The sequence below is a fragment of the Blautia hansenii genome, assembly GCF_013304445.1.
GTDB lineage: Bacteria > Bacillota > Clostridia > Lachnospirales > Lachnospiraceae > Blautia.
This window is the reverse complement of record NZ_JAAITA010000015.1, coordinates 1-23819: the sequence shown is the minus strand read 5'-3', so window position 1 is coordinate 23819 and position 23819 is coordinate 1. Positions and strand designations below refer to the sequence as shown.

Below are 23819 nucleotides of genomic sequence, written 5' to 3'. Positions count from 1 at the left end.
AGGAAACCTATGAGAACGTGTCAGGAATATTACGGGGAACTTCGAGAATTCCGCCATTGGCTGCACCGCCACCCGGAGCTGAGCATGGAGGAAGAGGAAACCAGCTGTTTTTTGCTGGAACATCTGCAGAAATGGGGAATTCCCTGCCGCAGGACGGGCAAAACCGGAGTGATTGCCGATATTCAGGTAAATCCCCAGTGGAAAACCGTGGCTATCCGAAGCGAAATAGACGGACTTCCCATACAGGAACAGACGGGATGTTCTTTCGCTTCTGTTTATCCGGGGAAAATGCATGCCTGCGGCCATGACGCCATTACAGCGGTGAATTTGTGTCTGGCGAAAGCGCTCTGGGAAAACCGCAGCGCTTTGTCCTGCAATGTGCGTTTTCTCTTTGAGCCGGGTGAAGAAACCGGAGAAGGGGCAGCGTATATGATGGCGCATGGAGCGTTGAAAAATCCCGAAGTGAGGGAAATTCTGATTTTTCATTTCGCTAATCAGGAATCCAGGAGTATGGAGATTCAAAAGAGTATTACCACAGCAGCTATTGGCGGTATTACCATTTCTGTGAGGGGAAAATCCAGCCACTGGTTTCAGCCAAAAGAGGGAATTGATGCCTTGTATGCAGCGTCCAGACTGGCTGTGGAAATTCATAGATTAAATGAAACGCTGCAGACGGAATATCCCTTTGTCCTGGGATTTGGACAGATGTCTGCCGGAACGGCGGGGAATATTGTAGCAGGTGAGGCGGTATTAAAAGGCTCTCTTCGGGCTTTTGCAGAACAGGATTTCTCCTATGTGTGGCAGCAGTTGGAAAATACAATACGACAAATAGAAGAAGAAACAGGTGCGGATATTTGTCTGGAAATGAAAAAGAAAATACCGCCGATGATTAACGATGCAGAACTGGTAAAACGGGGCGCTGCCATCGGCCGGAAACTGCTTCAGGAGAAATTTTCTCTGGGAGAAAAGCCCTTTCTGGTAGGGGATAATGCAGCCTTTTATATGGAACAGATTCCTGGTATGCGGGTTGTGTTTCTGGCTGGAAAAGAGGATGAAAAAAATTATCCGGTGCATAATCCGGGGTTTGACATAGAGGAAAGCAGTATGGAAGACGCGCTGGAATTTTTGTATGAAATGGTGACGGGAGAATTTGCATAATATTTGAAAAAACAGGCATAGGAATAAAATCCTATGTCTGTTTTTTGAGGGATATTTTATCCGTTCTTTGCCCGTATCTGTATCAGTTCTCCTGCAATGCTCACAGCAATTTCACTGGGAGTTTCTGCCTGAATATTCAGTCCGATAGGGGTGGTAATTCGTGCCAGTTCTTCCGGTGTAAAGCCGTCGTGCAAGAGTTTTTCCCGTATAATGGCTTTTTTCCGTTTGCTTCCCATGACACCGATATACTTTGCAGGTGTCTTTAAAACCTGCTGCTGCACCAGATAATCGTACTGGTGTCCTCTGGTCATAATGCAGACATAATCCTCCGGCGTAATTTCAAAATAGTCGGAAAGCCGGGTGAAATCTCCGGTAATGCACTTTGCGGCAGCAGGAAAAAGCCGGGGACTGCTGAAGTGTTCCCTGTCATCGAAGACAGTGCAGGAAAACTCCAGATGTGTCAACAGGGGAACCAGCTCCTGCGCTACATGGCCGCCGCCAAAGATGTAAACCATGCCTTTTCGTACCAAAGGTTCACTGTAGTATCTGCGCCCGTCTAGAACCGCCTGTGCAGCATTGGGCTTTAAAAGAGGGGCCGGATTTGAGAGGGAGAGCCCCCAAAGACCACTGTTTTCCTGGTAATAACCAGACTGCCATGCAGTTTCTTCCGTAATATCCAGAAGCAGCCAGGAATTTTCATTTTTGTTCCAGTCCGCTAAAAGTCTGCTGCACAATTGATAAAAATCTTGATTTTCCCATGAAATATATTGAAAATAAAGAGAGACGTCACCGCCGCATATCATACCCAGGTCAGCGGCCTGATTTTCTCTTAACCGGTAGGCCCGACAGGAAGATTTTTTCTCTGTCAGAGCTTTCTGGGCCTCTAAAACAGAAGTATGTTCTACACTGCCGCCTCCTATGGTGCCAAAAGAGGTTCCGTCCGGCAGCACCAGCATGCGGGAACCGGCGCCTCTGGGGGTAGAGCCGGAACTGGCAATCACGGTAACAAAGACGAAATCTTTTTGCTGTTCCATAGAAGCTTTCGCGATTTCAAATAATTCCTTCAAGTTTTTCATAATCCGGCAGCTCCTATTCGATATAAGTGACCCGTTCCTTATCAAAGAAACCACGGGTTTTCGGCTCTTCATCGGCTTCTCCTACGGCAATGACTGCCAGAGGCACACTGGAAACCTTCAGTAAGTCCCGAAGCTTTTCCACACGTTCCATAACCGGATAAAAACCGCACCAGCAGGTGCCGTAACCCAAATCCGTTGCCTGTAAAAGCAGGTTCTCAATGGCAGCTCCACAGTCCTGAGGGAAAAATCCGCTGCCTCTTCCTTCCTGCAAATCCGGTCTGGCGCAGACCACAATGGCAAGGCTGGCGGTCTCCAGCATTTTGGTGTAAGGGCTGATTTCCATAATCTGTTTTCGAATCTCCGGATTTTCCACGACTGCAAATTCCCATGGCCGGGTATTGCAGGCGCTTGGGGCCATCATAGCTGCTTCCAGCATGGTTTCAATATCTTTTCGGGGAATCTGCACCCCTTTTTTGTATTTTCGGACACTGTGACGGTTTCGTATTACTTCTGATGTATTCATAATGTAAACCTCCTGCTTTTTTTCTCTATTATAAACGTTTTTGGAAAAGGTTTAAACCCCTGTTTTTTCTTTTGCAAAGGTAAGGGTAATCCAAAGACGGCCGTCTTTGGATTCCGCACAAATATTTCCCTGCATTTTTAACATCAGCTCTCTGGAAATGGAAAGCCCAAGTCCCGCATGATTTCCCTGCCTTGCCTGGTCTGTCCGGTAAAAACGTTCAAAAAGCAGCTTGGGATGAACCGTCTCCCAGGTTTTGGTTTCATTGACAAAGGACAGAGTATTCCCTTTCTGATAAATAAAAAGCGTTCCTTGTCCATGGGTCAGAGCATTGGAAATCAGATTTCGGAGAACTCTTCTAAGCTGTGCGGGGTCCGCCTGTATCTCTGCATTTTCCTGCTCAAAGGAAATAGAAGGAGCTCTGTTCTGCGCCTGAAAATGGGGATAAAATCCTGCAAGGGCGTCACATAAAACAGGAAATAGCTGTATCTTTTTCATTTCTATGGGAAATTCATTTCCAGTCAGTCTGGTATAGAGAAACAACTCCTCCAAAAGTGTTTCCAAATCCTCCAGCTTCTGTCTGACAATCCGGCAGTATTTTTCACGCTTATCCGGGTCCTGGGTTCGCTCCAGAAGCTGCATATAGCCCGCTGCTCCGGTAAGCGGAGTGCGAATATCGTGGGATACACAGGACATGGTGTATTTTAAATCTTTTTCCGCTTCTTCCGCAGTCAGAACCGCCTGCTGCAGAACGTCCATAGACCGGTTTATCTGGCTGCAGAGGGCAAGATGTTCCCGGTCACGGAGAAAGCAGGTCAGACGCTGGTTGCTGTCAGGGCTGAAGTCCTGCAGCTGCCCGGTAAACTCCCGGAGCTGCTTTTTAAAGAGCATGAGCCGGAAGAAGAGAAACAGTACCAGTCCAAAAAGAATAAGAATAAGCAGTACCATGGTTTTTCCTCATCAGACAGGCAAAGAAACTGCCTGTCAGCAAATATCGTTTTTATTTAATACTACACAGGAGAGCTTTGTATAAAAAGCAGTCCAGAGAAAGGCCACCAGCAGAGCACCGCCTGGCTGCAGGAATGCACCGCTTTGAAAGGTTTTTGCCAAAGCGGGTGTTGCCAGTACATTCAGCGGCGGAAAAAGCAGACTGATGTGAACGCCGAAAAGGCCCGCCATAAAATCTGCTGCTGCGCCAAACAGCCCCAGTGCGCAGCTTACAGAAAGCAGAACGCTTACAAGCACCCGTCTGGTCAGCATACAGAACAAAAGATTCTGAGCGCAGAGACTGAAAAGCCCTGCCCAGCCAAGAACCAGCATGGCGGCCAACTGTACCGGATTGCCCAGAGGATTTTGAAAACCTGCAGCAGGAAAGAGCAGAAGCGTTGCACCTGTTAAAAACAGCAGGAAAAATCCGCTTACAAATCCCAAAGTCAGAAGTTTGCTGAAAATATAATCTCTTCGTTTAGGATAGTAGGAAAAAATGTTTTTTCCAAATCCTGTAGTAAAATCATCACACACAATCACAGAACTGACAATGACTATGAGAGTGCTCATAAGTCCTCCGGAGAAAAGCAGACTTCCCAGAAAATCAGACTGTGTCTGTTCCTGAAAAGCAAAGGCGTCAGACACATCATCTGTGGTAATCTCCATACCGGCCTGACGGGCTCTCTCTGCAAGCGCAGGGTCAGAAACCAGCCGCATGGTTCCAAAGGCAATAAGAAGTACGAAACAAAGAATTGCGGCTGTAATATAAAGACCTTTTTGGCGAAAGACAGCGCGAAGCTGCATACGAAGAAGGTTAAGCATAGAAGATACCTCCTTTCTCCTGACTTTTGTTTTGCTCCATTAATTCCAGGAAATAGCCTTCCAAATCCTGATGATGTGTATAAATGGCCTGGACGGAAATATCTGCGGAAGTCAGAACGCTGGTGACAGCCGAAGAATCCAGTTTTTGATAGATACGGATTTCTCCATTGGGGTGTACCTCATAACGGGACAGGCCAAGCTGCTGTTCTAAAAGTACAGAGGCTTTCTTGGAATCGGCAGTTTTTACACAGAGGTAATCCCGGCATTTGTCATTGAGTTCTTCGGAGGAAAGTTCCTGAATCAGACAGCCATCTTTGATAATGCCGTACCGGGTGGCCATTTTGGACAGTTCTCCTAAGATATGGGAACTGATTAAAATCGTGATACCTTTTTTTCGGTTTAAATCCATGAGAATCCGGCGTACTTCATTCATGCCCTCAGGGTCCAGTCCATTGATAGGTTCGTCCAGAATCAGTAAATCCGGCCCGCCCAGCAAGGCCATGGCAATTCCCAGACGCTGCTTCATGCCCATGGAAAAATGCCGGGCTTTCTTTTTGTCTCCGGGATTGAGTCCTACCAGCCTTAACAGTTGGCAAATCTGCTTTTCCGGGTCTACAATGCCCATAAGCAATGCTTTTAATACCATGTTCTCGTGAGCCGAGCAGGAAGGCTCCAATCCGGCAGTTTCAATCAGAACCCCCATACGCCTGCGGACGGAAGGCGTATCCGGAGATTTTCCAAAAAGAGAAATGCTTCCTTCCGTAGGATGGGCCAGGTTGCAGAGCATTTTCAGCGTGGTGGATTTTCCAGCGCCGTTTCTTCCAATAAAGCCATAAATATCGCCTTTTTGTACATGCATATTCAGAGACGATACTGCTGCTTTTCCTCTGTAGCTTTTACAGAGATTTTGTGTTTCAATAACGTATTCCATAAATTCCTCTCCTTTTCTGTTTCTTTCCATACAGTATCTCTCAGAAATTTTCAAAAAGCGCAAAGAAAGATTAAAGAAAAGGTAAAGATGGTTCCGCCAGTTTAAAGCCAATTCCCCATACTGTCTGGATATAATGGTCTGTCTGGGTTTTTTTTAGCTTGGCCCGTATATTACTGATGTGGACATGTATGGTTTTGTCCTCCACAAAATAGTTTTCCTGCCACACCAGTTCAAAGATTTCCTGCTTGGTAAAAACCTTTTTGGGATGCTTTACAAGAAGTTCCAGAATCCCGAACTCATGTCCGGTAAATTCTACGGGGATACCTTTTGCGGTAAAGGTGTGTTCTTTGAGATTTAATATCCAGTCCTGATAGCGGAGCATTTCCTGGGCAGCAGGAGATGGACTGTGGCGGCGCAGCTGTACCTGGATGCGGGCTTCCAATTCTTCTAACGCAACCTACCTTGTCTTCCAGAGCAGACCGGGCAGAGAGTACAATCACCGGGGTTTGGGTATGTAAACGGATATACGTCAGAAGGTCTTCCCCTTTCATTCCCGGTATCATTAAATCCAAAAGGATGAGGTCAAAGGTTTCCATATCTGCCAGAAGTTTCCCCTCTGTGCCGGAAAAAGCCTGTCTGCAGAGATGCCCGTTGTCTGTGAGGAATTCGTATATCAGGCTGTTAATGACAGAATCGTCTTCTACAATTAAAATCTGCGCCATGAGATTGGCCTCCAATCGTTGAAAATTTATATTTAATCTAGCAAAAGGTATGTAATGATAAATTCAAACCATATTATAGGGCTTTTCCATATCCTGTGCAATAAAAAATTATGCGATTTCATGACGCTGAAAACCTCTGTAGGCCAAAGGCAGCACAGCCGCACAGCATACCACAGAAAAAACCGGAAACATAATATACGGCGGAACGACCAGTCCGGCAAATTCGTATGGTATCATGTGAAAGATATTAAAATAAGCCATACTGTTTGCAGGCAGCAGATGAAACAGACGGAACGCAGAAATGGAGTTCTGGGAAATCTGCACCATCATAGGGAAGATTAAAAATACGGACATCAGTATCATGACGCCGAAAGGCGATTTTAATTTGGCGGAGAGCAGCATGGTCAGTCCTGCCATCAACATACAGCCGCCGAAAAAGCAAAGTCCGCCCAGAAATCCGGCCTGTCCCAGGGTAAGGGGATAAATACACAGCACATCAAAAATCTGGACAGGTGTACTGCTGCCGTCAAAACCAAAGGTGAGCATGCACTGGAAATAGGTCTGTAGCAGAAGCAGAAGGCTGAAGCCTGCGGCAAAGGAAAATCCCGTAAACAGCTTGGCACGAATCAGTTTTCCCTTTACATATCGGGAAGAAAGCAGAAGCTGGTCTGCGTGGCTGGTGTATTCCCCTGCAAACAGAGGAGAAAGACATATTGCTATGACAAAAGCAGACAGAATCCCTGTACTTTGCATAAGCGTGAGGAAACGTCCATAGCCCTCGGTATTGGAATAGGTAAAGGGTGTCTGCACTTTTTCGGCAGTTTTCAGGGTATGTTCTTTGGCGGTTTGACTCATAGTGGTATTTGCTATAGTATTTTTCAGCAAGGATGCTCTTTTTTCATAAAAATGGTTGGCGTCTCTTTTGGTCAGAGCCGCCATTTCCTCATAAGAAAACTCTTCTCCCGAAGCCCGGTAGACGCGCCCTGCAATGCCGTAGATGGAGCTGTAGGGTCTTGCATAGGTCTCATATTCTTCCAGACCAATGTAGGGGATTTCCGTATTTGGGGGAATCTGTGCATAAGCGTGGGCAGCTTCCAGAAGAAGTGCAGTATCTAAAGTTCGTCCGTTTAAATCCTTTGCATATTGGAGGTCTTTGAAGGTGGCCTCATAATTGGATTCCGAAACTTTTCCGTTTATGTAAGTGCTGCCAAGCAGGGGTCCCCACACGCTCAGTATGGATACCAGAAGGCCGACGGACATGGCCAGAATGGCGGATTTTCGCTTCCATATTTTTCGGTACTCAAATTCTACTAAAGTAAAAAAATGTTTCATAGGGATGCCTCCTCACTGAAATAATAAAGATACAGGTCTTCCAAAGTAGCAGTGACTGCCATGGCGTCTTCGGAAGGCTTTTGGCTGCTTACCAGGCGAAGAAGCACGTTTTCTTCTTCTTGACGGATATTAACGATGGGAAAGGATTTTTCTGTACAGAGTTTTTCTGCATATGCCGGAGGCAGCAGACATTCCCAAACCTTTCCTTCCAACAACTGTAGAATTTTCTGGGGACTGCCCTGATGAAGCAGTTTTCCGTCTTTCATGAGAAATATAGTATCTGCGATATATTCCACATCTGAGACAATATGGGTAGATAAAAGGACAATGCGCTCTCTCCCCAGACGGGAAATGAGATTGCGGAAACGTACCCGTTCTTTTGGGTCTAATCCGGCTGTGGGTTCGTCCAGTACCAGAATGGAAGGATTGTTGAGCATGGCCTGGGCAATACCCAGCCGCTGTTTCATACCGCCGGAGAAGGTTTTGATTTTCCGTTTTGCCTCTTTTTCCAGGGACACTACGGAAAGCAGCTCCAGCGTTTTCTTTTTGGCAGTGGTTCTGGACAGTCCTTTCAGGGAGGCCAGATAAAGCAGAAAGTTTTGTGCGGTAAATTCCGGGTAATACCCGAAATCCTGAGGCAGATAACCGAGTCTGTCCCGGTACGCCTCACTATGTACGTCTGCCTGATTAAAAGTAATGGTACCGCTGGTAGGCTTTAATACTCCGCATATCATGCGCATTAGCGTGGTTTTTCCTGCTCCGTTGGCGCCCAGAAGTCCGTAAACACCGGGAGTCAGCCGCAGACAGATGTTGCTGCAGGCCATTTTTGTTCCATATTGCCTGCTTACTTTATCAAGAATAAGTTCCATGGTGATTCCTCCGTTTTCTTTAAAAAGATAAAAAGCTGCAGAATAGTTGTGGCTGCAGAGAAACATGCTGCAAGCAGCCAGAATATCAGGCGGTTGCTCTGGTAAAAGGCGTCTGTATTTTGAAAGATTCCATTGCTGATACTGACCATGCACGTCACTGCAGCACAGCCGTAGATTCCTTCTGTGCCTCTTAAAATGTTTAAAACCAGGAGGGAAGCGGCACAGGTAAGAAGATAAGGTGTCAGAACATACAAAAGAATCTGCGCTGTATCAAAAGCAGACAGTTTCCCCACGGTAAAAAGTCCCATCAAAAGAACTGGGAAACTGCACAGACCCAGCCAGAACATGCGGGCAAGCAAAACCTGAGAAAGATTGAAACGGCAGCTCATTTCAAGTTCTGCCATTCGGCAGCAGGAAGAGCGAGCCAGTTCGGTTATGCCTATCAGTGCCAGAAAGGGAAGCAAAGAGGGAATAGCCATCCAGTTTTCCCTTGGGGAGACGAAAAATACGGCAAAAAGCAGACAGGAAACGAGCCATGTGCGCTTTCTTATGTAAGGAAGCTGTTGCAGCAAAAATTCTCCAAAGCTTTTTTTCTGCAGGGGAAGATTCCGCAAAAACTCTTCCCGATGAATCGGATTTGGAGGCTCAAAGGCATCTTTTAACGCATATCTTAATTCTTTTTTCACAGAAAATCCTCCTTTCGCAAATGCTGCCTTAATTTATCCAGAGCCTGTCCGGACTTTCGGTAAACCGCAAAGCGGGACAGGCCGGTAATAGCTGAAATCTGTTTCACGGAAAGCTGTTCTGCATAGCGCAGAAGCAGCAGCTCTTGCTCCTGGTATGAGAGTAAACAAAGTGCCTGGCGCACACACAGCTTTAGCTCTGCCCTGTGCAGCAGGACTTCCTCCGTGCCAGCGTTTTCATCCAGAGGGACAAAGGCTTTCCGGCGGAAAGTATCCATGCAGAGATTTCGGGCTATGGTATAGAGATATGCCAGTTCTTTTCCACGTTCCACATAGGTATTCTGAGAGATATATTTCAGAAAACATTCCTGTGTCAGGTCTTCAGCCAGAGCAGCGTTTTGGGTTTTAAAATAGCAGTACCGGTAAATTTTGTCATATTGTTCTTCTATGTCTGCAGACATCTGAAATCCCCCCTTCCTAATGTCTAACGGATTACTCCGGGAAGATGTGCGGTAAAATTAAATTTATTTTACCATAATCTGCAGTTTGTTTTGAAAAATTTTATACCGTCTGATTCACGGCACAGGGCAGCAGTTCCAAACGGATATAATAGCCTCTGTCATGTCCGCATACGGGGCATTTTTCCGGTACCTGCAGTCCGGCATAGATATTTCCGCATTTCAGGCACATCCAGGATGTTTCAATCTCTGACACGAACAGTGTGTTCGATTCCAGCATTTGGGCCAGAAGACGAAACCGCTCTCCGTGGGTTTTCTCGATTTTTCCAATCATATGAAAAGAAGCGGCAATTTCTGCAAATCCTTCTTCCCTTGCTTTTTCCTCAAATGCCTTATACACATCGTCGTGTTCTTCCATTTCGTTCTTTTCCGCAAAGCGCAGAAGTTTTGCCACATCCTGAGAAATATCCACGGGGTAATTGCCGTCAATGGAAATGTTTTTCTCTGCCAGAGCTGTCAGATGTTTATAAAAAATTTCAGCATGTTCCCGTTCCTGATTGGCGGTAAAGGTAAACACTGCTTCCACAACAGCCAGTTGATTCTTTCTGGCTTGTGAGGCTGCCATGGTATAGCGGTTTCTGGCCTGACTCTCTCCGGCAAAAGCCCGCATGAGGTTTTCTTTGGTAATACTGTTTTTTAATTCCATAGTTGTTTTCCTCCTGTTCCTTGTACTAGTATGTCCCGGACAGAGCGAATCCATGCCTGTCTTTGGAAGAACCTTTTTGTGAGAGGTACATAGGATAAAAGAAAAAGGATTTTTTATGGCATACGAAACCTATGGGAAAGTTGTTGGTGTGATACGAAATATCAGCAGGGGCAATTCCTGCTGCAGTTTTCTGGCAACGATACAGACAGAGACGGAAACGGTGAACTTTGTAGTGACCGGAGAAACCATGGTCATCGATCAGGTGCGGCTGAGAAGAGGGATGCGTGTAGCTGCTTTCTACGATACCAGCCTTCCGGCCCCGGCTATTTATCCGCCCCGGTATCAGGCAGAGGTGGTAACGGTTTTGCGGCAGAACCAGGATGCAGCATTGAATTATTTTGACGCAACCCTGACAGCAGAAGACAATTCTCTGAAACTGAATCTGTCTTCTGCAACCCGTATTTCCACTGTAAACGGGCAGCCCTTTACCTGTCATCCGGGAAATCAAGAACTGCTGGTTTATTATACAGCCACTACTTTTAGTATTCCTCCCCAGACCACACCTCAAAGAATCCTTGTTATGTGTCCTTCTTAAGTGCATAAGGAGAAGAACTGGGACTGCTGCAGAATCCATGGTTTTGTGTTCTTTCAGAGTGGGGGATTTTTTCCTGCGGCAGTCTGCAGAATACCCTGGTTTTAGGAAGAATGGTATGAAAAGGAAGAAAACAGGGCATGCTGTAAAGAAAAGGTTATAGGAGAAGCAGCATGAAATCTATTTGGACAAACTCCTGTATATTAAAAAGATGGGAGAATTTAAACAGGGAAATCGAAACAGAAATTGCCGTTATCGGAGGAGGCATAACGGGGATTCTGACCGCGTATCTGCTGCAGAGAGAGGGCAGGAGAGCAGTAGTGTTGGAGAGATACTTTATTGGCAGCGGCCAGACCCAAAATACTACGGCAAAAATCACATCCCAGCATGGGCTGTGTTATGCAGGTCTTATAAAGAAATATGGAATAGAGAAGGCCAGACAGTATGGATTTGCCAACGAAGAGGCGCGAAAGGAGTATGAGCGTCTGATAGAAAAGGAACAGATAGCCTGTGATTTTGAAACAACTTCTTCTTATGTGTACGGAAGGAGCGCCCGGGGATTGGGAGAAGAGGCGAGGGCAGCAGGCAGTCTGGGGCTTCCCGCAGGTCTTCGCAGGGAAGGGCTGACCCTGCCGTTTCCTGTATGGGGGGCGGTAGAATTTCACAATCAGGCTCAGTTTCATCCTCTGAAATTTCTTTCTTCTCTGGCAGAGCAGGTACAGGTGTATGAAAACACTCCGGTAGAGCGCGTCAGAGAGAACGTACTGTTCACTCCGGAGGGAAGGGTAAAAGCGGAAAAAATTGTTTTTGCCTGTCATTTTCCTTTCGTAAACTTTCCGGGGCTGTATTTTGCAAAAATGCACCAGGAGCGTTCCTATGTAGTAGCCCTGGAAAATGCCATGGAAGTAAACGGTATGTATATCGGTGCAGAAAAGCGGGATTTCTCTTTGCGCAGTTATGGGCCGTATCTGCTGTTGGGAGGAGAGGGACACCGCTGTGGAGACAAGACAGGACAAGCGGCAAGATATGAGAAATTGAGGGAAAAGGCGGCCCGGTGGTTTCCCGAAAGCCGGGAAGCGTGCTGTTGGTCAGCCCAGGACTGCGTTACCGCGGATTCTGTGCCTTTTATCGGCAGATTTTCCGGCAGCAGGCAGAACTGGTATGTGGCTACAGGCTTTCAGAAATGGGGCATGACAACAGCTATGACGGCAGCCATGCTCATTCGTGACGATATCTGCGGATTTACCAATCCCAATAGGGAAGTTTTCCGGCCCGGGAGATTCCCTGTAAAGGATTTGGACTTTTTTCTTTCTGATGGCGTCCGTTCTGTAAAGGAACTGGCAAAACCGTTTTTTTACGACCCGCAAAAGACAGCCCGGGACATTCTGCCGGGACATGGCGGCATTGTCACCTATGAGGGGCGAAAAATAGGTATTTATAAAGATGAACAGCAGAATATCCATGGGGTTGAAATCCGTTGTCCCCATCTTGGCTGTCAGCTTTCCTGGAATCCGGATGAGAAAAGCTGGGACTGTCCCTGTCACGGTTCACGATTTGATTATGAAGGAAAACTGTTAAACGGTCCGGCGCAAAGCGGTCTTTAATCCTGCTTTTCCCGCAGCACCACGGATTTGGAGGCAGAACGCCTCCGTTCATCGCTTAATTTGGCATAGTGCTTTTTCGTGGTATTGACATCAGAGTGTCCCAAAACGTCTGCCACCAGATAAATATCCCCGGTTTCCCGATACAGAGCCGTACCGTAGGTGCTTCGCAGCTTATGGGGAGTAATCGTTTTGACAGAAATGGCAGAAGCGTACTTTTTCACCATTTTTTCCACGGCATCCACGCTGATACGTTTGCGCTGGCCGGAGAGGAAAAGTGCTTCTTCATGCCCGGCGACCGGGGTAATGGCAGTTCTGGAGATTTCCAGATAATCTTTCAGAGCCTGTTCCACCTCTGTACCGAAGTAGACAATCATTTCATTTCCTCCTTTTCGCAGAATCCGGATGCCATTATTTTTGAAATCTACATCACCTATATTCAGTCCCACCAGTTCGGAAACACGAACACCTGTTCCGAGCAGGAGAGTAATCATGGCAATGTCGCGGTACTTTTGCTTGTTATAGTGATAAAGCTGTACGCCGGTCAGTTGATTTCCATAATTTTCAATATGGTCCAGAAGATTGGCCACCTCATCGGGATCTAACTGAATAATGGCTTTTTCCTTGATTCTGGGCATATCCACAAGGCGCACAGGATTAGACTGTAAAAGCTGGCGTTTGCACAGATAATCATAAAAACTGCGCAGACAGGACATTTTTCTGGCAATTCCTGTACGGGAGTTGGTTTCCAGTTTGTTGTCCGGGGTTTTGTAGGCCTTTAAATATTCCTCAAATTCTTCAAAATCCACAGGCTGTAAAAGGGATAAATCCTGGATAGAAATATCAGTCATGGGTTTTTCTTTTAAAGCAGGATTTGTAAGCTGCAGAAAACGAAAAAACACACGCAAATCGTATGCATAAGACAAACGGGTTTTGTCAGAGGTCGTGGGTTCCTTGGCGCGGAAATAATCCTTGACGTATGGAGGAAGTTCCATAAGGAATTCACGAAGTTTTACGGTATTTTCAATTTTTTCCTGTTCACGGTATGTAATTGGCTTTGCCATAAGAAAACCTCCAAAATGATTGTTTTGAGAGTAGTTTATCACAAATAAAGGAAAAAAGCTATAGTTTTTCGGTTAAATCTGTATTTGTCCGCTAAACTATTTTCAGAAGAAACAACTACTCTTGTGTATCTAAATTCATAGAATACATAACATATTTATGGTAAACTTAATAAAGCAAAAAAATAATAAGCACTCTTTCACGGAGCACCTATTATTTTTGTCATTTTTATCTCGCAAACGTATTTTCATCTAAAAGAATGGTAAACGGTCCGTCATTAATCAGGGAAACCTTCATGTACGCTCCGAATTTTCCGGTTTTGACTACCGGAACGCTTTCTTTGACTTTTTCAACCATGTATTCATACAGAGCCTCTGCCTCTTGGGGATTTCCTGCGTCAAAGAAACTGGGCCGATTGCCTTTTTTGCAGTTGGCATACAGGGTAAACTGTGATACCAACAGAATTTCTCCGTTTACATCTGCCAGGGAAAGGTTTGTCTTACCCTCCTCATCTGCAAAGATACGCAGATTTATCATTTTCTTTACATACTGGTCAACGGTTTCTCTGGTGTCTTCTTTTCCAATGCCCACCAGCACCAGAAAGCCTTTGTTGATAGATGAAATGCAGTTTCCCTCTGTTTCTACAGAAGCGCTGCTTACCTTTTGTATAACAAGTTTCATAAATGTGTATCCTCACTTTCATTTTCTTTACTGCTGTTCTGCTCTGAATTTTTGTTTTGGGAAAATTCTACCGGCTGCAGGGTTTTTGGGTCAATATACTGAAGGTTTTCATACATTTTCTCGTCTGTTGGCATAGATTTTTTTCGTAACTCATGGTCGCGGAAATGCCTTACACCTGCTACCATAACAGCCCACAGAGGAACCCCGATAATCATGCCGGGAATTCCCATAAGCCCGCCGAACAGCAAAATAGCAACAATCACCATGAAGCTGGAAAGTCCCGTGGAATTTCCCAGAATTTTCGGTCCCAGAATGTTTCCGTCAAATTGCTGTAAAACCAGAATAAAAATCAGGAAATACAGACACTGCACCGGGTTTACCATAAGGATGATAAAGGCGCTGGGGATGGCACCAAGATAAGGTCCGAAAAAGGGAATCACATTGGTGACGCCTACAATAACGCTGACCAGGAGTTTGTAAGGGGTTCCAATCATGGAGGTGCCAATATAGCACAGAATCCCGATAATGAGGGAATCCACAATTTTGCCGCTGATAAAACCGCCAAAGGTTTTGTGGGTAAAACGAAAGGCTCTGATAATACTGTTGGCGCGTTCTGTATCGAACCATGCATACACCAGCATTTTAGACTGGGTAACAAACGCTTCTTTTCCGGCCATCAGGTACACGGAAATAATCAGACCGATTAACAGGTTTTTGATAAAGACCAAAGTTCCGAACACCCCTGTGGTCAGGGACTGCAGAACCGCCTTTGCCTGCGGCAGCACTTCAACATTTAAAAAGGCTTCCACTTTGGGAGAATAACGGTTCAGATAGTCAAAGACAATGGTCTTCCACTCCGGATTGTCCTTTAAAAGGGCTTCCAGCCAATGCCGGATATTCTGGACATATCTTGGCGAATCGTTAATAATACTGATAATACTGTCCAGAATACTTGGTACAATCATGGACAAAAGAGAATAGATAATCAGCAGGGCAAAAAGCAGTGACGTACTGATACACAGATATCGAACCATTTTTTTGTGCCCCGGCTCCAAAGTCATCTTCTTTTTCTCTGTAAAATACCGAAAGATTTTCCTCTCCTGAAAATTCAGCACGGGAATTAGAAGATAGGCAATCACTGCGCCGCAGATAACGGGCATCATAATGCTTATAAATCTTCGGATTCCGTTAAACAGCACATGCATACGGAAAATGACAAAATAAAACAACAGGCTGGCACAGATTACTGCAAAAGCTGTCATTCCCCAGTACAGATATTTTTTGTTCCAACGAAATTTCATGTTGGGCCTCCGTTCTTTTTTTGAATTCTTCGCTAGGAAACAGTATATCATGAATTTTCCCGCCTGTGGGGAAAACTGCAAAAAAATGTTTCTTTTTTTCAGTATTTGTGCTATGATTCAGAAGACTTATACAAATTGGAAAGGACTGTGTTGTATGAAATTACAGAAATTATTGAGTCTTACCAGAAAGGCGGTAGACGAATTTCAGCTGATAGAGGAAGGGGATAAAATTGCCGTGGGAGTTTCCGGCGGGAAAGACAGTCTGTCTATGCTCTATGCCCTTCATGGACTGATGCGCTTCTATCCAAAAGCTTTTACCATAGAGGTCATTACAGTAGATTTGGGACATCCTGATTTTTCCCTGGATAAGATTGAAAATCTGTGCAAAGAATTAGATGTGCCCTTTCATGTTGTAAAAACAGATATTGCGCCTATTATTTTTGAGGAAAGAAAAGAAAGCAATCCCTGTTCTCTTTGTGCTAAAATGAGAAAAGGCGCTTTGAACACAGAAGCCAAGCGGCTGGGCTGCAATAAAATTGCTTACGCTCATCACAAGGATGATGTGATAGAAACCATGCTGCTCTCTCTCATTTACGAAGGCAGATTTCATACGTTTGCCCCGAAAACCTATCTGGACCGTATGGATTTAACCGTCATCCGCCCTCTTCTGTTCGTTAATGAGGCTGATGTGATTGGATTTAAAAACATGTATCATCTGGAAATTGAGAAAAGCCCCTGCCCTGTGGACGGCTATACCAAGCGGCAGTATGCCAAGGAACTGCTGGCCAGCTTAAACCGGGAAAATCCAGGTGCCAAGGAAAGGATGTTTACTGCTATTTTGAACAGTAATATCAATGGGTGGCATGCGGTAAATAATCATAAGTAAGAGGATGCCAAATAAAAACCCGTCAATAAACAACGGTAAAAAAGGTTGTTTATTGACGGGTTAGTTCTGGTATTTTACTCAAACACTAGAAGCTCCGCCTTTTGATTTCCAGCATTTTCTTAATCATTTCCACACAGCCGTCAATTCCCAGAACGGAACTGTTCAGGCAGAGGTCATAGCTGTCTGCGTCCGCCCATTTCTTGCTGGTATAATAATTATAATAGCTGGCTCTCTGTTTGTCCGTTTTATGGATTCGGTCCTTGGCCGCAGCATCGGTAAGCTGATATTTGTCTGCGATACGGCGAATTCGTTTGTCCATATCTCCGTGGATAAAAACGCTGAATGCACCGTTAAAGTCTGCCAGAGCATAGTCTGCACAGCGTCCGACCATAACGCAGGATTCCTCTTCTGCCAGCTTTTTGATGGTGTCAAACTGAGCCAGGAATACCTTGTGGTTAATGGGCATATCTGCGAATGCTGCGGAAGAATAACCAAAAGAATACGTATCCATAACTAAGGAATATAAAAAGCTGTTAGTCGGCTTTTCATCATGGTGCTCAAATAATTCCTGACAGATACCACTGTCTTTGGCTGCACGGTCCAACAGCTCTTTATCATAGCACTTGATACCTAAATCCTGTGCCAGTTTCATACCGATTTCCCGTCCCCCGCTTCCATATTGACGTCCGATTGTTATAACTGTAGTTGCTGCCATAACCATACACTCCTCTCTTGAAAATTCTTATGTTATATCCATTATAATCTATTTTTGTGAAAATGTATATAAAATTAGAAAATTTTCTTGGAGATATCGTCACAATTTTATTTATCTTAACTTTTTCAGCAAATTCTCAAAATACTCCGGCAAAGGCGCTTTAAATTCCATATATTCTCCGGTTACCGGATGTTGGAAACCAAGCACCATGGCGTGAAGTGTCTGCCCGGTAAGTCCCCCGTAAGGACATTTTTTAGGTCCGTACAGCATATCTCCCAAAAGGGGATGTCCAATGCTGCTCATGTGTACGCGAATCTGATGGGTGCGGCCAGTTTCCAGCTGACACTCTACATAGGTGAAACTGCCGAAACGTTCCAGTACCCGGTAATGGGTTACTGCCGGTTTTCCGTTTCTTACATGCACCGCCATTTTTTTTCGTTCTACCGGGTGTCTCCCGATATCTCCTTCAATGGTACCCTGGTCCTCTTTTAAATTTCCGTGAACAATGGCCCGGTACTTCCGGGTAATGCTGTGTACCTTCAGTTGTTGGGCCAGGCTCTGGTGAGCCAGGTCGGTCTTACACACCACCAGGGCACCTGTTGTGTCCATATCGATGCGGTGGACAATTCCCGGACGCAGAACTCCGTTAATGCCCGAAAGGCGGTCTTTACAGTGGAACATCAGGGCATTGACCAGCGTTCCCGTATAGTGTCCGGCGCTTGGGTGTACCACCATGCCCTTGGGTTTGTTTACCACCAGAACCTGTTCATCTTCATAGAGAATATCCAGAGGGATGTCTTCTGCCAGAATATCCGGTTCCTGACTGTCCGGCACCTGTACGGTGATTTCATCGTCCTCTGCCAGTTTATAACTGGCTTTCACCGGCTTTTGTCCCACGGTTACATTCCCTTCTTTCAGCTGTTTCTGTAAAAAAGAGCGGGAGTAATCATTCATTACTTCCGCCAGATATTTGTCAATCCGTTCTCCTTCATAAGCGGCCTCAGCCTGTAAACAAATCTGTTTCATGATTCCTGCTCCTGCTGTTTGGGGGATTTCCATTTTAAAAACTGAAAATCTTCGTCTTTATAGTAAAATAAAACCAAAAGGAATAAAAGCACCATACTGACAGTAACATAGATATCCGCTATATTAAATACCGGAAAATCAATGGGGGAAAAATAGATAAAATCTACCACATAGTTCAGACGCAGACGGTCTGCCAGGTTCCCGATTCCTCCGGCTGTGATAAGAAAACACAGTATTTTTAAAGGCAGAAAATGTTTGCCTTCCGGCAGCTTCCACAGCACATAACAAACACCAATCAGAATCAGGGATGTGAGCAGTACCAGGAAAACCTTTTGATTCTGAAACATACCAAAGGCAGCACCGCGGTTTTCCAGATAATGCAGGTACAGCACATTGGGAATTAAAGCAATGTCTGCCTGGTCTTTTAAGTGCTTTACTGCCAGAAATTTTGTCCATTGGTCAAGTCCCGTAAGGGCAGCGGCAGACACAGCCAGTTCCAGAAAGGATTGTATTCGTCGTTTTTGTTCCATAGATTCCTCCTTTTAATCTGCAGCCAGTACAGCGTGAATACCGGACAGCAAATCCCTATCTGTCAGGGTTCTGTCCACCACAGCATTTCCCCAGCCCTTCAGCAGGATAAATTTCACAGCCTTTCCATCCATTTTTTTATCGGATTTGGTAGTCTGCAAAATGTCCTCAGGAGACAGCCCGGTTGTCTCTACAGGCAGATGAAAGGCCTCTAGCTGCCGCAGAACGCCTTTGTAATCTTCCTCTGTAATCCAGCCCTTTTGCATAGACAAAAAGGCGGACGCAGCGCAGCCTACGGCTACACAGGCTCCGTGGGACATGGTGAAGTTTTTCAGTTTTTCTATTGCATGGCCGATGGTATGTCCCATATTTAAGACGGCTCGTTCGCCCTGTTCGGTGGGGTCTTTTTCTACTACTGTTTTTTTAATCATACAGCTTCGGTAAATCATTTCCAGACAGGTCGATTCCTCTCTTTCCAGGATGGCTTCCCGGTTGCAGGCCAGCCATGTGCTGTAACCTTTATCACGGATAAGTCCGTGTTTAATGACTTCGCCCATACCGCTTGCAAATTCTGCATCGGGCAGGGTTTTCAGCACGGCTCCGTTGGTATAGACCAATAAAGGCTGATGAAAGGCGCCTACCATATTTTTGTATTGCCTGAAATCCACTCCTGTTTTTCCTCCGATACTGCTGTCTACCTGGGAAAGAAGGGTTGTGGGAATCTGTATAAAATCAATGCCCCGCAGATAAGTGGCGGCTGCAAATCCGGTCATGTCTCCCGTGACACCGCCGCCCAGGGCTGCCAGCATATCGTTTCGGTCGAAATGTTCCTGAATCAGATGTTCATAGATTCCCTGAATCTGGTCCAGATTTTTGTTGGATTCTCCTGCAGGCAGAATATAAGCAGTTACTTTCATACCGCATTTTCCCAGCTCTTTTGTGACTGTATCCAGATATAAGGGCGCTACATGGCTGTCCGAAACCACGCAAATACGGCGGCTTTTTTTGGAAAGAGAGAGAACTTCCTCGGAAAGGGAAGAAAAATCTTTTCGGAACACAATGGGGTAGTGAAACGTACCCTCTCGCTGCACCAGTATACGTTCTTCTGTCATAGCGGCTAGACCTCCTTTTCTTAACAGTATTTGTATAGGACCACATGGTAACGGTCCTTTTTGGTTTTGTTGGTTACAGTGCCGAACTGGAATTTGCCTTTTCCCCGGACAGAAATAATATCTCCGTCTTTCAGGGCATATCCGTTGGACACCACATTCCTGCCATTGACAAAGACTTTGCCCCCTTCAATGAAAGGCAGCATACTGCTTCTGGAAGTCCCAAAAGCCAGGGCAATGATACTGTCCAGACGGGGAGAAGCTACCGTACCGGAAAGCTCTTCTCTTCTGGGAACAGGAAAGTCCGTGATTTCTGTAATGCGCTCTGCTTTTACGGATGTGTGGCGGATACGGCAGATTTCCTCTATGAGAAAGTCACACATAGAAGTGTGGCAGAATACACAAGCGCTTTCCGCCTCCATGAGAATATCTCCGATTTTACTCCGGTCAATGCCCAGATTCAGAATGGCTCCCAGATAGTCCCGGTGTGTCAGTTTGTCCGAAAATTTTCGGTTTAAGGGCTGGATTCGGAGACAGGACAGAGGATAATCTTCTTCACAACAAAAAGCATCAGGGACAAAGGCTGCCATCTGACGCTCTGCTGTTTCATAACCGCCCCAGAGTTTTACGGAAACACCTGTATCTTTCAGGGAAAGACTCTGAAGCATAGTCTGTTCATTTAAGTCGAGAAAGTCGGAGAAAGTAAGAATGCCTCTGTAATAGGCCTTCTTACTAAGCTCTGTCATACGCTTTTTGAATAATACATCTTTTTCCATAAACGCTCTTTAAATCCCTTCGTACATGGAACCGCCGGTAATGTCATTCAAAAACTCCTGGGAATCTCCGGTAATATCCACACCTTCTGGTGTCAGAATGAAGATGTAGGAAGAAACCTTACGGATACTTCCGTTGATGGAATAACTTGCACCGGAAGTAAAGTCAATGATATGCTGGGCCAAATTGATATCCAGTCCCTCTAAATTTAAGATTACGGTGCAGCTGTCTAAAAGCGCGTCCACAATCTCAGTAGAGTCATCAAATTGCTTTGGTTTAATTACGCACACTTCGTTGGAAGGCATTTTCTTTTTCACATTATACATAGGCGTCACCTTACTGGAAGAAGAGGCTGGCTGTTTCTGAGGCTTTGGAGCCTTTGCGGCAGCAGTCTGCTTCTCTGCTTTTTTATGGCTTTTTACAGAAGATAAATCATCGTCGTAGTCATCAAGGTCTTCATCCAGCTTTTTAAAGAATCTCTTTTTGGGCTTTTCATCTTCAAAATCGTCATCTACATCATCTAAAAAGTCGTCATCATCAAAATCCTCATTTACCTTTACTGCGTCCAAAAATTTATCTAAGATATTCATAATATCAATCTCCAATCTTTCTATATACTGTAATCTCTTTCTCCGAAGATGCCGGTTCCTACACGGACGTGGGTGGCTCCTTCTTCGATGGCGACTTCATAATCACCGGTCATGCCCATGCTCAGGACACTCATAGTAACATTATCAATATTTTTCTGTGCAATGTCAACACTTAATTTTCTTAAATTTCTGAAAAATATCCGATTATCTTCCGGATTTTGAGTATAAGGAGCAATCGTCATCAATCCTTTTATCTGGATATGGGGCAACTTTGCAATTTCCTGTGCAAGAGAAAGTGTTTCCCCTGGGGTAATTCCGAATTTGCTCTCTTCTCCCGCTGCGTTGACTTCCAGAAGGATGGAGACCGTGACCTGTTTCTTTCCCGCTTCTTTGCTGATTTCCTCTGCCAGACGCAGGGAATCCACGGAGTGTATGAGGCAGGCCTTGTCTACTACATATTTTACTTTGTTTCGCTGCAGATGTCCAATCATGTGCCAGTGTATTTCAGGGGAAAGACTTTCTGCTTTGGCAGTCAGTTCCTGCACTTTATTTTCTCCGAAATCCCGGACACCCAGAGGCAGGAGTTCCTCTATCATGGACATGGGTTTTGTCTTGCTTACGGCAATCAGCGTAACCTCTTTTGGGTCTCTGCCGGCTCTTTTGCATGCCTGTATTACTTTTTCTTCTACGTTTTTATAATTCTCACAGACACTCATAGTTCATACCCCTTTCTTTTGTATCTGAGTAACTTGCTAATAGAGAATTTCTTCCTCTTTTACACTTTCTCCATCCAAAACAATGTAATCAAAAGGCTGGAGACCGTAGGAGGTTCCCTGTGCAACAATACAGTATTCTTCATTCTGGTCTAAAATTTTAATCTGGCGGAAAACGGCATATCCTTTATTCATACAATAAACACCTTCCAGATAATCCACCTCCCCGACTTCAAAGGTTTCAGTAGAGTCCTGTTTTTTCAGAATATCACCGTCCTGGAAGGTCTCCTTATCCACATAACAGTAACCGCCGGAATCATCTTCTGTTTCGGATTCAGAGGTGATTTCATTGCCGTCTGCGTCTGTTTCTTTATAGATAACAGCTTCTACAAATTCTGTAACCGGAGAGTCGCTGTTGCTGTCCAGTTCCCTAATAAAACCTTCTCCCTCACTGTTGTCTCCTTTTGCAAGAAAATCACGGGGAATGAGGTAGAATTCTTTGGTTACAATAGAACTTACCGGTATTTTCAGACCGCTTTGTGTATTTACAACCAGTTCAATTTCCAGAAAACGGTCAGACGCATAACGTACCATACCGTTTTGCAGCTGGATTTGGGCAACTTTCTGGTCTCCAATGCTGATAATGGAAAGCGAACCATTCTGACTTTCCCCGTCCTTGGTAAATTTGACCTTGATACTGGTACGGTCTGCAATCGCTGCCGCCAGTTTATCGGTGAGGGGAACCATAAGGGTCCATTTTTCGCTGGTAATTACTTTGTAGACAGAATCTCCTGCTTTTATTTCTTCGCTGGTTAAAAGGTCTGTCTTTTTGTAAGATTTTTCATTGAAATCCTCCTCTGTAAGGTTTTCAACGGTTTTATCCTCGTACCCATCTGTAGAATATACAATCACACCTGCTTCCGGAGAAGTGTAGACGGTCTGGCTGCCCAGGGATACAGCAGTTCCCACAGCCTGTCCGGTAATGACCTGGGAGTCGCTGTCTTCGTCTGTATCGGCAGCTTCTTTATCGGTCTGTTCGGTCACTCCTGCAGCCTGGAGAATACTTCCCTCTAATTCATACTTAAAGCTGTAGGTATCATAGAAATCGCTGCCATCAAAGGCATAGGAAAACTTAGCCATACTGGACCGGAGTTTTTCCAGTTGCTCCTCTGTGAGGCTGACATTCTGCACCTCCTGCCTGGCGCTGGACAACCCATATACAGAACCGTTTTTCCGTACCTCCATGCCTTCTCGTGCATAATATTCCGTGTATCCGGTGCCGCCCGCCTGTACCACCTGCTCTTCCCGGAGTGCCAGCGCTGTACATACCGGATTCTTTGTCAGCGGACCGGAGGTAACCTGATAGGAGGTTACATGGGGGGAGGTGGCATACAAAATTACGGTAATTATCATATAGATAAACAGGGCGCCGAACATGATGGTTGTAATATTAAAAGTCAGCAGCCGTTTTAAAGCTGAAAAGAATTGTTTTATTTTTTTACCAAAACTGTTTTTTTTGCCTGACAAGTTTAATCTCCTTTAATCTCCGTTCATTTTCTGCACTACCTTGTATTTTACCATTTTCAGGGGGGAATCACAATAGCTAAATTTTTTGCATAAAAAGGAATGGGATGGAAATACTAGATAAGGAAAAAGGAGGCTTGTATTATGAACAGCAGAATTTTAGATTATACGGCACTGGTTGTTACCGTTATCGGTGCGGTAAACTGGGGATTGATTGGATTTTTCCGATTTAATCTTGTTACCTTTTTATTTGGCGATATGACCTGGATTTCCAGAATTATTTATGCACTGGTAGGTATTTGCGGGTTGTATTTGCTCAGCCTTTTCGGAAGAGTGTCTTCCTTTTCAGACGATACCGAACGTCTTTAAAAAGAAGAAGCCCTTTTGTCTGCGCTGTCAGTCATGACCACCCGCTTAGCGGGTGGCATGTTCTCCCCCTATAAGGGGATATTA

At 45.1% G+C, this 23819-nt stretch carries 28 protein-coding genes; 5 read left to right on the top strand and 23 right to left on the bottom strand.

Translation table 11 applies throughout. The annotated features are described in order from the left end of the window. The first annotated feature begins 9 nt into the window (after window positions 1-9). On the top strand, window positions 10-1158 hold the full coding sequence (locus tag G5A70_RS11085) for a M20 metallopeptidase family protein (protein WP_173749706.1): 1149 nt from the start codon (window positions 10-12) through the stop codon (window positions 1156-1158). Window positions 1159-1214: 56 nt separating this feature from the next. Here the strand turns inward: G5A70_RS11085 and G5A70_RS11080 are convergent, their stop codons facing one another. The 12 genes from G5A70_RS11080 to rbr all read right to left on the bottom strand — a co-directional run bounded on the left by G5A70_RS11080 (window position 1215) and on the right by rbr (window position 10264). Next, complete coding sequence (locus tag G5A70_RS11080) at window positions 1215-2234, bottom strand: XdhC family protein (RefSeq protein ID WP_173749705.1); 1020 nt, start codon at window positions 2232-2234, stop codon at window positions 1215-1217. Window positions 2235-2247: 13 nt separating this feature from the next. Then, complete coding sequence (locus tag G5A70_RS11075; RefSeq protein WP_173749704.1) at window positions 2248-2757, bottom strand: nitroreductase family protein; 510 nt, start codon at window positions 2755-2757, stop codon at window positions 2248-2250. A 51-nt stretch (window positions 2758-2808) separates the two neighbouring features. Then, the gene (locus G5A70_RS11070; protein WP_173749703.1) at window positions 2809-3702 is read right to left on the bottom strand and encodes a sensor histidine kinase; all 894 of its coding nucleotides are present in this window, start codon (window positions 3700-3702) and stop codon (window positions 2809-2811) included. 36 nt (window positions 3703-3738) lie between these two features. Then, window positions 3739-4563, bottom strand: coding sequence for an ABC transporter permease (locus G5A70_RS11065; RefSeq protein ID WP_173749702.1), 825 nt, complete (start codon window positions 4561-4563; stop codon window positions 3739-3741). Continuing rightward, window positions 4556-5524 (bottom strand): ATP-binding cassette domain-containing protein, encoded by a 969-nt coding sequence (locus G5A70_RS11060; RefSeq protein WP_226853671.1) that lies wholly within the window; start codon window positions 5522-5524, stop codon window positions 4556-4558. The genes G5A70_RS11065 and G5A70_RS11060 overlap by 8 nt, the downstream gene beginning before the upstream one ends. Before the next feature lie 40 nt (window positions 5525-5564). After that, window positions 5565-5876 (bottom strand): winged helix-turn-helix domain-containing protein, encoded by a 312-nt coding sequence (locus tag G5A70_RS16145; RefSeq protein WP_308781677.1) that lies wholly within the window; start codon window positions 5874-5876, stop codon window positions 5565-5567. Further along, window positions 5791-6216, bottom strand: coding sequence for a response regulator transcription factor (locus tag G5A70_RS11055; protein ID WP_291683584.1), 426 nt, complete (start codon window positions 6214-6216; stop codon window positions 5791-5793). Before G5A70_RS11055 ends, G5A70_RS16145 begins: the two co-directional genes overlap by 86 nt. Before the next feature lie 108 nt (window positions 6217-6324). Further along, window positions 6325-7548 carry an ABC transporter permease gene (locus tag G5A70_RS11050; protein WP_173749701.1) on the bottom strand — a complete coding sequence of 408 codons (1224 nt, stop codon included), beginning with the start codon at window positions 7546-7548 and terminating at the stop codon, window positions 6325-6327. Next, window positions 7545-8417, bottom strand: a complete 873-nt coding sequence (locus G5A70_RS11045) for an ABC transporter ATP-binding protein (RefSeq protein ID WP_173749700.1) — start codon at window positions 8415-8417, stop codon at window positions 7545-7547. The genes G5A70_RS11050 and G5A70_RS11045 overlap by 4 nt, the downstream gene beginning before the upstream one ends. After that, complete coding sequence (locus G5A70_RS11040; RefSeq protein WP_173749699.1) at window positions 8393-9103, bottom strand: hypothetical protein; 711 nt, start codon at window positions 9101-9103, stop codon at window positions 8393-8395. The genes G5A70_RS11045 and G5A70_RS11040 overlap by 25 nt, the downstream gene beginning before the upstream one ends. Continuing rightward, window positions 9100-9561, bottom strand: a complete 462-nt coding sequence (locus G5A70_RS11035; RefSeq protein WP_173749698.1) for an RNA polymerase sigma factor — start codon at window positions 9559-9561, stop codon at window positions 9100-9102. Before G5A70_RS11035 ends, G5A70_RS11040 begins: the two co-directional genes overlap by 4 nt. A gap of 100 nt (window positions 9562-9661) precedes the next feature. Beyond that, complete coding sequence (gene rbr, locus G5A70_RS11030) at window positions 9662-10264, bottom strand: rubrerythrin (RefSeq protein ID WP_173749697.1); 603 nt, start codon at window positions 10262-10264, stop codon at window positions 9662-9664. Between the two features lie 115 nt (window positions 10265-10379). On the opposite strand from rbr, the gene G5A70_RS11025 reads away from it, so the two are divergent. Both G5A70_RS11025 and G5A70_RS11020 read left to right on the top strand, forming a co-directional pair. Continuing rightward, window positions 10380-10859: an OB-fold nucleic acid binding domain-containing protein gene (locus G5A70_RS11025; protein WP_173749696.1), complete on the top strand. Its 480-nt coding sequence runs from the start codon at window positions 10380-10382 to the stop codon at window positions 10857-10859. Between the two features lie 170 nt (window positions 10860-11029). Further along, window positions 11030-12460 (top strand): FAD-dependent oxidoreductase, encoded by a 1431-nt coding sequence (locus G5A70_RS11020; protein ID WP_173749695.1) that lies wholly within the window; start codon window positions 11030-11032, stop codon window positions 12458-12460. Here G5A70_RS11020 and G5A70_RS11015 read toward each other — a convergent pair. The 3 genes from G5A70_RS11015 to G5A70_RS11005 all read right to left on the bottom strand — a co-directional run bounded on the left by G5A70_RS11015 (window position 12457) and on the right by G5A70_RS11005 (window position 15501). After that, the gene (locus tag G5A70_RS11015) at window positions 12457-13521 is read right to left on the bottom strand and encodes a tyrosine-type recombinase/integrase (RefSeq protein WP_173749694.1); all 1065 of its coding nucleotides are present in this window, start codon (window positions 13519-13521) and stop codon (window positions 12457-12459) included. The genes G5A70_RS11020 and G5A70_RS11015 overlap by 4 nt on opposite strands. Window positions 13522-13747: 226 nt before the next feature. Next, on the bottom strand, window positions 13748-14200 hold the full coding sequence (gene dtd / locus G5A70_RS11010) for a D-aminoacyl-tRNA deacylase (protein WP_173749693.1): 453 nt from the start codon (window positions 14198-14200) through the stop codon (window positions 13748-13750). After that, the gene (locus G5A70_RS11005; protein WP_173749692.1) at window positions 14197-15501 is read right to left on the bottom strand and encodes an AI-2E family transporter; all 1305 of its coding nucleotides are present in this window, start codon (window positions 15499-15501) and stop codon (window positions 14197-14199) included. The genes dtd and G5A70_RS11005 overlap by 4 nt, the downstream gene beginning before the upstream one ends. A gap of 154 nt (window positions 15502-15655) precedes the next feature. Between G5A70_RS11005 and G5A70_RS11000 the strand changes: the two genes are divergently transcribed. Further along, window positions 15656-16387 (top strand): tRNA lysidine(34) synthetase, encoded by a 732-nt coding sequence (locus G5A70_RS11000; RefSeq protein WP_173749691.1) that lies wholly within the window; start codon window positions 15656-15658, stop codon window positions 16385-16387. A gap of 85 nt (window positions 16388-16472) precedes the next feature. Here the strand turns inward: G5A70_RS11000 and G5A70_RS10995 are convergent, their stop codons facing one another. The 8 genes from G5A70_RS10995 to G5A70_RS10960 all read right to left on the bottom strand — a co-directional run bounded on the left by G5A70_RS10995 (window position 16473) and on the right by G5A70_RS10960 (window position 23369). After that, window positions 16473-17102: an AAA family ATPase gene (locus tag G5A70_RS10995; protein ID WP_173749690.1), complete on the bottom strand. Its 630-nt coding sequence runs from the start codon at window positions 17100-17102 to the stop codon at window positions 16473-16475. A 111-nt stretch (window positions 17103-17213) separates the two neighbouring features. Then, window positions 17214-18128 carry an RluA family pseudouridine synthase gene (locus tag G5A70_RS10990; protein WP_173749689.1) on the bottom strand — a complete coding sequence of 305 codons (915 nt, stop codon included), beginning with the start codon at window positions 18126-18128 and terminating at the stop codon, window positions 17214-17216. Beyond that, complete coding sequence (gene lspA, locus G5A70_RS10985; RefSeq protein WP_173749688.1) at window positions 18125-18658, bottom strand: signal peptidase II; 534 nt, start codon at window positions 18656-18658, stop codon at window positions 18125-18127. The genes G5A70_RS10990 and lspA overlap by 4 nt, the downstream gene beginning before the upstream one ends. Window positions 18659-18670: 12 nt before the next feature. Then, window positions 18671-19768 (bottom strand): 3-dehydroquinate synthase, encoded by a 1098-nt coding sequence (gene aroB, locus G5A70_RS10980; RefSeq protein WP_173749687.1) that lies wholly within the window; start codon window positions 19766-19768, stop codon window positions 18671-18673. Window positions 19769-19788: 20 nt separating this feature from the next. Next, the gene (locus tag G5A70_RS10975; protein WP_173749686.1) at window positions 19789-20541 is read right to left on the bottom strand and encodes an RNA-binding protein; all 753 of its coding nucleotides are present in this window, start codon (window positions 20539-20541) and stop codon (window positions 19789-19791) included. 9 nt (window positions 20542-20550) lie between these two features. Next, a complete protein-coding gene (locus G5A70_RS10970) occupies window positions 20551-21129 on the bottom strand; it encodes a cell division protein SepF (RefSeq protein WP_173749685.1) in 579 nt (192 codons plus the stop codon). A gap of 20 nt (window positions 21130-21149) precedes the next feature. Continuing rightward, complete coding sequence (locus G5A70_RS10965; RefSeq protein ID WP_173749684.1) at window positions 21150-21845, bottom strand: YggS family pyridoxal phosphate-dependent enzyme; 696 nt, start codon at window positions 21843-21845, stop codon at window positions 21150-21152. Between the two features lie 36 nt (window positions 21846-21881). Beyond that, complete coding sequence (locus G5A70_RS10960) at window positions 21882-23369, bottom strand: HlyD family efflux transporter periplasmic adaptor subunit (protein ID WP_226853669.1); 1488 nt, start codon at window positions 23367-23369, stop codon at window positions 21882-21884. A gap of 141 nt (window positions 23370-23510) precedes the next feature. On the opposite strand from G5A70_RS10960, the gene G5A70_RS10955 reads away from it, so the two are divergent. Continuing rightward, window positions 23511-23735 carry a DUF378 domain-containing protein gene (locus G5A70_RS10955; RefSeq protein ID WP_173749683.1) on the top strand — a complete coding sequence of 75 codons (225 nt, stop codon included), beginning with the start codon at window positions 23511-23513 and terminating at the stop codon, window positions 23733-23735. Window positions 23736-23819: the final 84 nt, after the last annotated feature.